Origin of the sequence: Shewanella sp. c952 (assembly GCF_019654975.1) — a bacterium.
Taxonomy (GTDB): Bacteria; Pseudomonadota; Gammaproteobacteria; order Enterobacterales; family Shewanellaceae; genus Shewanella.
In genome coordinates, this window is sequence record NZ_BPEW01000004.1 from 35,490 (window position 1) to 47,303 (window position 11,814).

The 11,814-nt window shown below is 42.2% G+C and carries 13 protein-coding genes; 11 read left to right on the forward strand and 2 right to left on the reverse strand.

All coding sequences use genetic code 11. The features are described from left to right. Positions 1–218: 218 nt before the first annotated feature. The 11 genes from ccoN to ttcA all read left to right on the forward strand — a co-directional run bounded on the left by ccoN (position 219) and on the right by ttcA (position 10,239). Complete coding sequence (gene ccoN, locus K5R16_RS04575) at positions 219–1,655, forward strand: cytochrome-c oxidase, cbb3-type subunit I (RefSeq protein ID WP_220736365.1); 1,437 nt, start codon at positions 219–221, stop codon at positions 1,653–1,655. A 12-nt stretch (positions 1,656–1,667) separates the two neighbouring features. Then, complete coding sequence (ccoO, locus tag K5R16_RS04580; protein ID WP_220736366.1) at positions 1,668–2,282, forward strand: cytochrome-c oxidase, cbb3-type subunit II; 615 nt, start codon at positions 1,668–1,670, stop codon at positions 2,280–2,282. Between the two features lie 11 nt (positions 2,283–2,293). Then, positions 2,294–2,470 (forward strand): cbb3-type cytochrome c oxidase subunit 3, encoded by a 177-nt coding sequence (locus tag K5R16_RS04585; RefSeq protein WP_220736367.1) that lies wholly within the window; start codon positions 2,294–2,296, stop codon positions 2,468–2,470. Then, positions 2,470–3,426 carry a cytochrome-c oxidase, cbb3-type subunit III gene (gene ccoP / locus K5R16_RS04590; protein WP_220736368.1) on the forward strand — a complete coding sequence of 319 codons (957 nt, stop codon included), beginning with the start codon at positions 2,470–2,472 and terminating at the stop codon, positions 3,424–3,426. The genes K5R16_RS04585 and ccoP overlap by 1 nt, the downstream gene beginning before the upstream one ends. 137 nt (positions 3,427–3,563) lie before the next feature. After that, positions 3,564–4,043, forward strand: coding sequence for a FixH family protein (locus K5R16_RS04595; RefSeq protein WP_220736369.1), 480 nt, complete (start codon positions 3,564–3,566; stop codon positions 4,041–4,043). Positions 4,044–4,088: 45 nt separating this feature from the next. Next, entirely contained in the window at positions 4,089–6,485 is a 2,397-nt protein-coding gene (locus K5R16_RS04600) for a heavy metal translocating P-type ATPase (protein WP_220736370.1), read from the forward strand. Then, a complete protein-coding gene (ccoS, locus tag K5R16_RS04605) occupies positions 6,482–6,706 on the forward strand; it encodes a cbb3-type cytochrome oxidase assembly protein CcoS (protein ID WP_220736371.1) in 225 nt (74 codons plus the stop codon). The genes K5R16_RS04600 and ccoS overlap by 4 nt, the downstream gene beginning before the upstream one ends. Then, a complete protein-coding gene (locus K5R16_RS04610; protein WP_220736372.1) occupies positions 6,699–7,391 on the forward strand; it encodes a sulfite exporter TauE/SafE family protein in 693 nt (230 codons plus the stop codon). The genes ccoS and K5R16_RS04610 overlap by 8 nt, the downstream gene beginning before the upstream one ends. Positions 7,392–7,446: 55 nt before the next feature. Continuing rightward, positions 7,447–8,199 (forward strand): electron transport transcriptional regulator EtrA, encoded by a 753-nt coding sequence (gene etrA, locus K5R16_RS04615; protein WP_044555870.1) that lies wholly within the window; start codon positions 7,447–7,449, stop codon positions 8,197–8,199. 89 nt (positions 8,200–8,288) lie between these two features. Further along, positions 8,289–9,221, forward strand: a complete 933-nt coding sequence (gene uspE, locus K5R16_RS04620; protein ID WP_220736373.1) for a universal stress protein UspE — start codon at positions 8,289–8,291, stop codon at positions 9,219–9,221. Positions 9,222–9,300: 79 nt separating this feature from the next. After that, positions 9,301–10,239 (forward strand): tRNA 2-thiocytidine(32) synthetase TtcA, encoded by a 939-nt coding sequence (gene ttcA / locus K5R16_RS04625; protein ID WP_220736374.1) that lies wholly within the window; start codon positions 9,301–9,303, stop codon positions 10,237–10,239. 60 nt (positions 10,240–10,299) lie between these two features. Here ttcA and K5R16_RS04630 read toward each other — a convergent pair whose 3' ends face one another. Together K5R16_RS04630 and K5R16_RS04635 are read right to left on the reverse strand one after the other, a co-directional pair. Beyond that, positions 10,300–10,920 carry a DUF2987 domain-containing protein gene (locus K5R16_RS04630; protein ID WP_220736375.1) on the reverse strand — a complete coding sequence of 207 codons (621 nt, stop codon included), beginning with the start codon at positions 10,918–10,920 and terminating at the stop codon, positions 10,300–10,302. Further along, positions 10,898–11,725, reverse strand: a complete 828-nt coding sequence (locus K5R16_RS04635) for a glucosaminidase domain-containing protein (RefSeq protein WP_220736376.1) — start codon at positions 11,723–11,725, stop codon at positions 10,898–10,900. The genes K5R16_RS04630 and K5R16_RS04635 overlap by 23 nt, the downstream gene beginning before the upstream one ends. Positions 11,726–11,814 lie beyond the last annotated feature (89 nt).

Here is an 11,814-nt window from a genome sequence, read left to right on the forward strand (position 1 = left end):
CTTGATCTAGATCAACTTTTCTATAGCCCTAATTCCTATCTTTTTTGACATAGCTCAAGTATCATTGCATTGCCTCGCGTTTACTTCATGAAACGTTAGGTTACACATTGACACACACGGCTTTTTCCCTGTAGGGAAGACGTTAAAATGTGTCATTTTGCCGGGTAGAGTCTAACTCTACTTAATAATAAGTATAAGTAATAAGCAGTGGAAGCAATATGATGAACCATTCCCAGCCTCAAGGCGCTGATTACAACTACACTATTGTCCGTCAATTCGCCCTAACAACTGTGTTATGGGGAATTGTTGGAATGTCAGTAGGTGTATTGATCGCAGCCCAGTTAATCTGGCCGCAACTAAACTTTGAAACTCCATGGTTAACGTATAGTCGTCTTAGACCTCTACATACGAACGCCGTGATTTTCGCGTTTGGTACTTCAGCCCTTTTTGCCACATCCTATTATATCGTTCAACGCACCTGTCAAACCAAACTATTTGCGCCTAAGTTAGCTGCATTTACGTTTTGGGGTTGGCAAGCCATTATTCTATCAGCAGCAATAAGTCTGCCTCTTGGTTTCACAAGTGGTAAGGAATATGCTGAGTTAGAATGGCCAATTGATATCGCAATTACCATAGTTTGGGTTGCGTATGCAGTGGTGTTCTTCGGTACCATCGTTAAACGAACAACTTCTCACATTTATGTGGCGAACTGGTTCTTTGGTGCCTTCATTATCACCGTAGCAGTGTTGCACATAGTTAACTCTATGGCAGTCCCGCTAACGCTAACCAAGTCGTACTCACTGTATAGTGGCGCTGTCGATGCAATGGTTCAGTGGTGGTACGGCCATAACGCGGTTGGTTTCTTACTGACAGCGGGTTTCTTGGGTATGATGTATTACTTTGTACCGAAGCAAGCTGGTCGCCCTGTTTATTCGTACCGTTTATCTATTGTTCACTTCTGGGCATTGATTGCTTTGTACATCTGGGCTGGTCCTCACCACCTACATTACACTGCACTTCCAGATTGGACTCAATCACTTGGTATGGTGATGTCGCTTATTCTATTCGCTCCTTCTTGGGGTGGTATGATTAACGGTATCATGACGTTATCAGGTGCTTGGCACAAACTTCGTACAGACCCTATCTTGCGTTTCCTTGTTGTTTCATTGTCTTTCTACGGTATGTCTACCTTTGAAGGCCCAATGATGGCAATTAAGACCGTTAACGCACTTTCTCATTACACTGACTGGACTGTTGGACACGTTCACTCTGGTGCTTTGGGTTGGGTTGCTATGGTTTCTATCGGTTCTCTGTATCACTTGATACCGGTTCTGTTTAACCATGGTCGCATGTACAGCACAAACTTAATTAACGTTCATTTCTGGTTGGCAACAATCGGTACTGTTCTTTATATCGTTTCAATGTGGATCTCTGGTGTAATGCAAGGTCTGATGTGGCGCGCAGTTAACTCTGACGGTACATTGACTTACAGCTTCGTTGAAAGCTTAGAAGCCTCTTACCCATTCTACTTTGTTCGTTTCTTAGGTGGTGTTTTCTTCCTGACAGGTATGTTCTTAATGGCATACAACGTGTTCCGTACTGTTAAGGCCCCTAAAGATTCTTTGCCAGCAATTGCTGATGCAAAAGCAGCTTAAGGAGTAGATTCGATGAAATTTAATCATGAGTTAGTTGAGAAAAACATCGGTCTATTAGGGATATTTACTGTAATCGCAATCAGCTTTGGTAGCTTGGTTGAGATCACTCCCCTACTTTTCCAAAAAGACACGACTGAGCCGCTAGAAGGTCAGATCCCTTACACTGCTTTGCAGATTGAAGGTCGTGATATCTATGTTCGTGAAGGTTGTTATAACTGTCACAGCCAGATGATCCGTCCTTTACGTGCAGAAACAGAACGCTACGGACATTACTCTGTTGCTGGTGAATCTGTATGGGACCACCCTTTCCAGTGGGGTTCTAAGCGTACAGGTCCTGATTTGGCTCGTGTTGGCGGTCGTTATAGTGATAAATGGCATGAAGTTCATTTAATTGATCCTCGCGCCGTAGTACCACAGTCCAATATGCCTGGTTTCCCATGGTTGGCAGAAAACAAGCTAGATGGCGAGTTAACTGGCAAGAAAATGGAAATCTTACGCAACTTTCATCCTACACATAAGCTGTATACCGATGAAGAGATTGCTGGAGCTAAAGACGCTGTGAAAGATAAGACGGAAATGGAAGCATTGATCGCTTATCTTCAATCACTTGGCCACGCGCTTAAATAAGGAGGCAAGTTATGGATTACGGCACATTACGAGGAATTATAACCATCGTAGTAATGGTGACCTTCGTCGGTATATTTGCTTGGGCATATAGCTCGAGTCGCAAAAAGCAATTCGACGATGCAGCTAATCTTGTTTTCTCTGATGAAGAGCAAAGCGCGATGGCGAATAACTCAGGAGAGCCAAAGTAATGACAAACTTCTGGAGTATATGGATTATCGTACTCTCGTCTGTGGTAATCATTGGTTGTATTTTTCTGCTACGTGCATGTTCTAAGAACGACACTGGTGTAGAAGAAGGCAAGTCAATGGGCCATAGCTTCGACGGTATTGAAGAATTGAATAACCCGCTGCCAAAATGGTGGAGTTATATGTTCTACATTACTATCGTCTTTAGTGTCATCTATCTTGCACTTTATCCAGGTATGGGTAGCTTTAAGGGCCTATTAGGTTGGACAAGTTCGAACCAAAGCGTTCGTACACTTGAAGAATCTAAGACTGCTGTTCAAGATGCTTTAAAAGAAGGTCGTTGGGTTCAGTATGACCAAGAAGTCATCCATGCTGACGAAAAGTTTGGCCCTATCTTTAAAGCATACGCTGATACGCCATTGGAAGAGTTAGTTAATAACAAAGAAGCACTGAAAGTTGGTGGTCGTTTGTTCTTACAAAACTGTGCAATGTGTCATGGTAGTGATGCTCGCGGTAGCAAGGGCTTCCCTAACCTTACCGATGGTGCTTGGTTATATGGCGGTGAACTAGAAACGATTAAGACATCCATTATGAATGGTCGTCACGGTATGATGCCGCCTAAAGGTGGTCTACCAATCGAAGATAGTGAATTACCAGGTTTAGCTGAATACGTTGTTAAGTTGTCTGGCCGTGAACATGACGCTGCACTTGCAGCTCAAGGTCAAGGTTCATTCATGAAAGGCTGTTTTGCTTGTCATGGTATGGACGGTACAGGTAACAAATTCATGGGTGCACCTAACTTAACTGACAATGCGTGGCTATATGGCGGAAGCCGTGGTGCGATTCAGCAGTCTATTAAGAATGGTCGTAGTGGCGTTATGCCTGCATGGAAAGATGTATTAGGTGAAGAGAAAGTTCACGTAATCTCAGCATACGTTTATAGCTTGTCAAACAAGTAGTTACACTCGTGTAACAATAAGCGAAATATTAAGGCCTCGTCACTCACGAGGCCTTTTTTTTAAGTGCTAAATCACAGTTTTAACTGTAAAATACCAACTTCAAAAACATCATTCTCAGCTAATAATAGGTGTAAAAAATGTCTACTCCTCAACCCTGGTATAAACAATTCTGGCCTTGGTTTTTAATCATTCTTCCTCTTTGTGCAGTCGTTGCTAGCGTTAACTTGTTATATCTTGCTGTTTCAAACAAAGATTCATTGGTGTCAGAAGATTACTATAAAGAAGGTAAAGGCATTAACATGGACCTTCGTAAGATTAAACACGCAAAACAGTTAGGCATGAACTATCTACTTGAGTTTGATGATGAATACGTTGAGCTATCGCAGCAAGGTGGTGAGAACTATCAAGCAGCATTAAGTGTTGGTTTCTTTCACCCTACAATGGCTGAAAAAGATTTTAATGAGATAGTGACTGCAGATGCAAATGGTGTCTACCGTATTGAAATTGACCAGCCAATTTCGGGGCCCTGGGAAGTGCGTATTGAAGGTTTCGATCAAACCTGGCGCATTCAGCAGCGAGTTACCTTGGTGGACGACCAGCAATACTGGCTAAACTAACAACGTCATTAAAATAATTCTAACAATTAGTATGAACCCAAATCTATGAGCCAGATCAGTTGCTATCATTGCAGTGAACCCGTACTTACCGGTACTCAGTTTACCACGCAGATCCAAAATGAAGAGCAACCCATGTGTTGTCCGGGTTGCCAAGCTGTATCACAAGCGATTATCGATGCGGGTTTAACTAACTATTATAAGTTTCGTACCGAACCAGGTAGTAAGCAAACCGCGTTAGTTCCAGAAGAATTGGCCAGTGTTAGTGCTTATGACCTGCCCGAAGTGCAACAAGACTTTATTCATCACAGAGATGAGCTCAATGAAGTGTCGTTGACTATCGATGGGATCACCTGCGCTGCTTGTGCTTGGCTGATTGAACATCAAGTTAAAAAGCTCAATGGCGTGGTTAGTGTACAAGTTAACTCAACCACTCAGCGAGCACTTATAGCATGGCAACCCGATCAAGTTAAGTTGAGTGAAATTCTCAATAAAATTGGCGCTATTGGCTATCAAGCCGCGCCATTTCAAATAGATGAACAAGAAACAAAGAGCAAAAAAGACAGTCGAAAGTTTCTCGTTCGACTAGGTCTGGCAGGCTTTGCAACCATGCAAGTGATGATGTTTGCCCTCGCCCTTTACTCCGGGTACTTTACCGATTTAGACACCGAATTTAGAGATTACTTCCGCTGGGTTAGCATGCTTTTTGCAGCGCCAGTTGTGTTTTATTCTGCTCAGCCTTTCTATTTCAGCGCCATTCGCTCGTTGTTAATGGGACGTTTGAATATGGACGTTTCAGTGAGCATCGCAATATGCGGAGCTTATATCGCCAGTTGTATCGAAACCATTAACGGCACTGGTGAGGTCTATTTCGAATCGGTCTCGATGTTTACCTTTTTCCTATTGCTCGGGCGCTTCTTTGAACAAAATGCACGTCAAAAAGCCTCTGTTAGCTCCAGTAACTTACATAAGTTGGTGCCGTTAACTGCTCATTTGAAAACTGAAGATGGTATTGAAGAAGTCCCTGCTAAAAGGCTAGTTATTGGCGATACGATTCTGGTAAAACCTGGCGATGTTATTGCAGCTGACGGCATTATCATTGAAGGGAAATCATCAATAAACGAAGCCATGTTAACCGGTGAGCAAATGCCGGTGGCTAAGTCATTAGAGACACAAGTGTTTGCTGGCACGATTAACATTGAGCAACCCATTACAGTTCAAGTCACCGCATTAGGCCAAGATCAGCTAGTTGCCGAGATTATTAGGCTGCAAGAGATAGCATCAAATAGTAAACCTAAGATAGCGCTTTATGCTGATAGATTTTCTAATTACTTTACTGCTGCAATTTTGTTAATTGCGACAGCTACTTATATATTTTGGTATTTTTACTCCCCAGAAGATGCTTTTTGGGTAACACTTTCGGTGTTGGTCGCTACCTGCCCTTGTGCTTTGGCACTCGCCACCCCTACCGCCGTCACATGTGGCACTGCAATTTTAACTAAACTAGGGATTATTACCCGCAAAGCTGGCGTTTTTGAAAAGCTTCCAAAGCTCAACCATATTGTATTTGATAAAACTGGCACACTCACCTTGGGCTCATTATCGGTCGCTGATGTACAGATGATACACACGGCGCAAAATAGTCTATCCGAAGAGAAAGTTATGCAGTATGCGGCGGCGCTTGAGGCAAGTTCATTACACCCTATCGCACGGGCCTTCCACCCTTACTTAATTCAAACAATCGAAGTTACAGCTAAGCAGAGTTTTGTCGGTAATGGCCTGCAAGGTGTTATTGATGGACATTTAGTGAAAATTGGTAGCCAATCTTTTATAAATGGCAGCGATGAAGAAGAAAAAGAAGTTATTGTTTGGTTAAGTGTAGATGATGTTGTTCAAGCAAAGATAACACTCGCTGATGAAATCAGGCCCGATACCGCGCAAGCTGTGACAGCGCTTAAAGCGTTAGGCTGCAATATTAGCATTGCCAGTGGCGATAATTCAGGCGAAGTCGCATCCCTGGCTAAACGACTCGATATTGAAAACTGGCATAATGGCCTTATGCCCGAAGACAAGCTGGCGCTGATTCAGAAATTGCAGAAAAACCAACAAGTGGCGATGTTTGGTGACGGCATTAACGATGCCCCTGTGCTGGCAGGTGCAAACCTCTCAGTTGCAATGGGAAGCGGCGCCGCTATCAGTAAAAACAGTGCTGATATCATACTACTTGGTGATAATTTGTCTCGCTTCTCAGATGCAGTAAAAGTCGCTAAGAAAACAGGGCTTATCATCAAACAAAATTTATTCTGGGCGCTGGCATACAACCTGTTTATAATCCCTCTAGCAGTTAGCGGCCATGTTGCTCCTTATATTGCCGCGATTGGCATGTCAGCCAGTTCACTCATTGTCGTAAGCAATAGCTTAAGACTACTCAAGGTACGTGTATGAGCATTATTTATGTCTTGATCCCCATCGCCATGTTATTTGTTCTCGTTGCAGTAGGCATTTTCTTTTGGGCTGTTCGTTCCGATCAATTTGATGACTTAGAGAAGCAAAGTGTATCCATTTTGTTTGAAGAAGATAGCAATCAAGTCGAATCGACTAGTTCTACAGACACTCAGAATGTAAAAGACTCGCAAGATAAACGGAAAAATTCACCGAGTGAATGATTACAGCTTAGTTGGTGCATTTCTTGTCGGCATCATGGGTGCAGGTCACTGCATTGGTATGTGTGGTGGCCTTGTCGGCGCTTTATCAGCAAACATTCCCCAAAAAAACGGCAGCAATACACTCGTAGAGCAACTCGGCTATCTTTTTAGCTATAACAGCGGCCGCATAATCAGTTATGCCACTGCGGGCGCGCTCGTTGGGTTAAGCACCAATGCACTAGGATTACTATTTGACGTTGACCTATACTTATTAATACTGCGTATTATTGCAGGTCTGATGATGATTATTACTGGCTTGTACATTGCCCAGATTTGGTCAGGTGTTGTACAGATAGAACGCTTAGGTAAAGGACTGTGGAAATTAGTATCACCCTTAGCTAATCGCTTTATACCCATTAAAAGCATACCGCAGGCTTTCATAGCCGGTGGATTATGGGGTTGGTTACCTTGTGGATTAGTCTACAGCATGCTTACTTGGGCTGTTGCTGCAGGTAATGCACTAGACGGTGCGTTAATCATGGCTGCATTTGGTTTAGGTACACTTCCCGCACTGCTTAGCGCAGGAGTTGCAGCAAGTACATTTAGCCGCTGGGTTCAGAAAAGTGCTGTGAAAAAAGTGAGTGGCATGCTGCTTATTGCCTTCGGATTACAAACCTTATATGTGGCTATTGGGCAGCTAAACTAGCCCCGATTATTAAATTAGTTTAACATAGTAAGTGAATACAGAACTGAGATAGATAATGAGCGTAGATAACAACAAAAATCGTCGTCAAATGGCATCAGGCTGTGCGATTCATTGTCATGATTGCAGCATGGGTACCTTGTGTATCCCTTTCACGCTGAATGCTAATGAATTAGATCAATTAGACGAAATAATTGAACGTAAAAAACCTATTCAAAAAGGCGAGGCAATTTTTAAGTCAGGTGACCCACTTAAATCCCTGTTTGCTATTCGCTCTGGCACGATTAAAAGCTATACCATTACCGAGCAAGGTGACGAGCAGATCACAGGCTTCCATTTAGCCGGTGACGTTATAGGATTTGACGGAATTCATTCACAATTCCATCAAAGCTTTGCACAAGCTTTAGAAACCTCAATGGTTTGCGAAATCCCTTACACAACGCTTGATGATCTTACGGGTAAAATGCCAAAACTAAGACAGCAAGTGATGCGTTTGATGAGTAACGAGATCCAAAGTGATCAAGAGATGATTCTATTGTTAAGTAAGAAAAATGCTGAAGAAAGACTAGCAGCATTTATCAGCAACCTTGCAAAGCGATTTGGCAGCCGTGGCTTTTCTCCAAGAGAGTTTCGTTTGACTATGACTCGTGGGGACATAGGCAATTATCTTGGGCTTACCGTTGAAACCATTAGCCGTTTATTAGGCCGTTTCCAAAAAGCTGAACTGATTGAAGTTAAAGGTAAATATATTACCATTCTTGATATTGATGCTTTGAGTAATTTAGCTGGAAATAGTAATATTGCACGATAATGAATATCGACTAATCAGTTGATCTAAAACAATGAATATCCATCGATTTGGTGCAAGATGGTAATACAACATTAGATAAGGATAAAGTTATGATGGACTATCAAAAACTCCTTGTTGTGGTTGACCCAACCACAGATAAACAAGCTGCATTAGCTCGCGCTGTTAAGCTCGCTTCTGCAAACAATGCGAGTATTACCGTCTTTTTATCTATCTTCGATTTCTCCTACGAAATGACATCAATATTGTCCGGACAAGAACGTGAAGCCATGCGCGAAGGCGTAGTGGCACAGCGAAAAGCTTGGTTGGATGATATTGTTGAGCCGTTTAAGACTGATAACGTTGCGATTGAAACTGAAGTTGTTTGGCACAACCGTCCTTTTGAGAGCATCATTCAACACGCTATTAGTGGCCAATATGATGTTATCGTTAAAGGTACTCATGAACACGATAAGCTCAAGTCAGTAATATTTACACCTACCGATTGGCACCTGTTAAGAAAAGCACCAGTACCTGTATTACTCGTCAAAGATCATGATTGGCCGGTTGCAGGAAAAATAGTTTGTGCGATTAATGTAAGCTCTGAAGATGAAACCAATCAATCTCTTAACGTCAAAATAATTAAGCACGCTAAAAAGCTTGCTAAACAATTTGATGCACAAGTTCACCTTGTCAATGGTTACCCAGGCACGCCTGTTAACCTTGCGATTGAGCTACCAGACTTCGATTCACACTCTTACAGCGAAACCATTCGTAATCAGCACGAAGAACGCATTACCTATCTTGCGAATGCCTATGATATTTCTTCAGATTTCTGCCATGTGAGAGAAGGTTTACCTGAAGATGTTATTCCAGAACTCGCTGAAAAACTCGACGCAGAACTTGTTATTTTGGGTACTGTAGGTAGAACCGGAATTTCAGCCGCTTTAATCGGCAATACTGCTGAACATGTCATTGACAGCATCAACTGTGATCTACTCGCCGTTAAACCAGACGGGTATAAATCTCCGCTAGATGAAGCATAACCGCTAATAGGCTTTACCCAGAGCTGATTAGCTGGAATAATACGCGCCCTGAACATTTGTGTACTAGGCGCGTTTTTTTATGTCCGAAGAATTAACACCAGAACAGATCTCTCGAAGCAATAAACTGCAGAAGCGTTTGCGCTCTGAAGTTGGTAAAGCAATTGGTGATTACAACATGATCGAAGAAGGCGATCGTGTCATGTGCTGCTTATCCGGTGGCAAAGACAGTTATGCTATGCTCGACATTCTGGTTAACCTTCAGCAACGTGCTCCTATTAAATTTGAGATAGTTGCAGTTAATCTCGATCAAAAACAACCAGGCTTTCCTGAAGAGATCTTGCCTGCTTACCTTGATAAGCTCGGTGTGGCATACCATATCTTAGAAAAAGATACCTACTCGATCGTTAAAGACAAGATTCCTGAAGGTAAAACTACCTGCTCGTTATGCTCTCGCTTACGTCGTGGCACTCTCTATGGTTTTGCTCAAAAAATTGGTGCAACGAAAATTGCCCTTGGGCACCACAGAGATGACATTATTGAAACCCTGTTTTTGAACATGTTCTTTGCCGGTAAAATGAAAGCAATGCCGCCAAAGCTATTGTCTGACGATGGTGCCAATATGGTCATACGCCCCCTAGCCTATAGTCGTGAGAAAGATATCGCGGAATATGCAGAGTTAAAGCAGTTCCCTATTATCCCTTGTAACCTTTGTGGCTCTCAGGAAAATCTTAAACGAGCCGCGGTTAAAGAGATGTTAGTCCAGTGGGATAGAGATTTCCCCGGCCGTATAGAAACAATATTTACAGCCATGCAAAATACCGCTCCGTCTCAAGGTGTCGATAGAGAAAAATTTGATTTCTTAGCGTTAGAGAGAAATGCTGATGCGCCTTTAAAAGGTGACGTAGCGGAATCCGACCTACCAGCTTTTGACTTCGTTGATATTGCTAATAACGGCCACATCGATTTAGATAAAGCTGCCCGTATCGATGTTGTCAGTACTTATAGTCCCAATAGCTAGATTGTTTAAATTCATAAAAAAGCCCTCTATTAAGAGGGCTTTTTGTTACTGCATCAGCGACTAATTCGCAGTCCAAGGGCTAATGACCTTAGGTGCCTGAGTAAACTCAATAGACTTTAGCTGCTCAATGACGTCCCTTTTTAACCGATAAGTCCCTTTTACTGGTATCTGCTTGCCATCTAAGGTCATAACGACCTCAGTACCGAACTCTAGGTTAAGGCCCGCGATATCTGATGAGAAGTAACGCATAGGAAACCCCTGCATCTGGCTGAGTAAAGCGTCCATCTCGGTCTGTATTTGCACTAACTCAGATGCTTCATAGGATAGTTTGGTATTCTTGGCTCTAACCTGCATGGCGATTGCACATGAGTTCGCATCGCCATCGACATTAAGGTTAACCAATGCCCGATCCGATTTTAACTTCACATCGTAAGGTAAAAATATTCTTTGATCTTGCGTTATCGTCAGTGGATACGATTCTTTCTCCGTGGTAATCGTGCCATCAATCACTTTGCAGTCATTTGCTTTAGACACAGAAAAAGCAACTTCAACGAGTTGATAATTACCCTTGTTAACTTGTTTTAGGCGTTGATAGAACCCTTGGTACTCTAATGATATAGGTTCAGCATGTACCGCTGAACAACTTAGAATAATAAGACTAAGCAGCAGGTGTTTTTTCATTTTTATCCACTAAATACGGTTGATTTTGACGTAACATTTCAAGCAACTCATCGATATAAGCTTCTTGTCTTTCTGAATAATTAACTAAGCCATACACTAGTTTTTCTGCACTAGGCACTTGGTTATTTGCACGCATATCCGCACGAATGGATCTAAACACGGAGTAAGCAGCGTTGGAGTTTAAGTTGCGCATATACGAAGCAACTGAGTCTTCTACTGTTTTGAAAACAGCGACTTCATGCGATAAACCTGTTGTCCGTGATTGAGGTACTAATCCACAACCCTTTCTAAAGCACCACTGACCGAAGAAATTAAGTCCTTCCCTAGCAAAACGAGAACTGCCCCAACCGGTTTCATTGGCTGCTTGAATTAATACCATTTGCTCTGGAACCATATCGACTCTAACTAACAGCTTATCAATTGTGTTGCTGTTGATACGTCTTGAGGTGTATTGATACTTTTCTGCTATCTGTTGTAAACGAAATTCGTCTGCATCAGTCAATTGTTTATCACTTTCTATTTGGGTCTTTATGCCAAGTAAAAACTCACGTTCTGCTTTGATAACTGCATTTTGGTGCTTAACCGATGGACGCAGAAAATCAAAAAAAGCGTTCTTCTTCGCTTTGATATCTTTAATCTCACTAAAGTTAGGCACTTTACTCTCAATAGCAGAGTTCTTAATTGCTTTACCTAATCGCGAGTTCTCGCTTGCTTGTTCAGGGATCAGTGTCAGCCTAACAAGTAAAAAACCACCTATAACAACGCCAAAAGCGATGGTAAACAAACCCACTTTACCTGTCTTCACTGCACATCCTCTAAAAATACAAAATATGTTTTGTCTAATTCTCTATTTTTGTATTATATGCTAGCTAGAATCAGATTTCATCGCGAAAA

What these genes read in the sequence shown, in the direction of transcription:
- ccoS (WP_220736371.1), top strand. Translation starts at nt 6,482, where the DNA reads ATGAGCATTATTTATGTCTTGATCCCCATCGCCATGTTATTTGTTCTC.
- ccoN (WP_220736365.1), top strand. Translation starts at nt 219, where the DNA reads ATGATGAACCATTCCCAGCCTCAAGGCGCTGATTACAACTACACTATT.
- ccoO (WP_220736366.1), top strand. Translation starts at nt 1,668, where the DNA reads ATGAAATTTAATCATGAGTTAGTTGAGAAAAACATCGGTCTATTAGGG.
- ccoP (WP_220736368.1), top strand. Translation starts at nt 2,470, where the DNA reads ATGACAAACTTCTGGAGTATATGGATTATCGTACTCTCGTCTGTGGTA.
- K5R16_RS04600 (WP_220736370.1), top strand. Translation starts at nt 4,089, where the DNA reads ATGAGCCAGATCAGTTGCTATCATTGCAGTGAACCCGTACTTACCGGT.
- K5R16_RS04630 (WP_220736375.1), bottom strand. Translation starts at nt 10,920, where the DNA reads ATGAAAAAACACCTGCTGCTTAGTCTTATTATTCTAAGTTGTTCAGCG.
- K5R16_RS04595 (WP_220736369.1), top strand. Translation starts at nt 3,564, where the DNA reads ATGTCTACTCCTCAACCCTGGTATAAACAATTCTGGCCTTGGTTTTTA.
- K5R16_RS04585 (WP_220736367.1), top strand. Translation starts at nt 2,294, where the DNA reads ATGGATTACGGCACATTACGAGGAATTATAACCATCGTAGTAATGGTG.
- etrA (WP_044555870.1), top strand. Translation starts at nt 7,447, where the DNA reads ATGAGCGTAGATAACAACAAAAATCGTCGTCAAATGGCATCAGGCTGT.
- ttcA (WP_220736374.1), top strand. Translation starts at nt 9,301, where the DNA reads ATGTCCGAAGAATTAACACCAGAACAGATCTCTCGAAGCAATAAACTG.
- uspE (WP_220736373.1), top strand. Translation starts at nt 8,289, where the DNA reads ATGATGGACTATCAAAAACTCCTTGTTGTGGTTGACCCAACCACAGAT.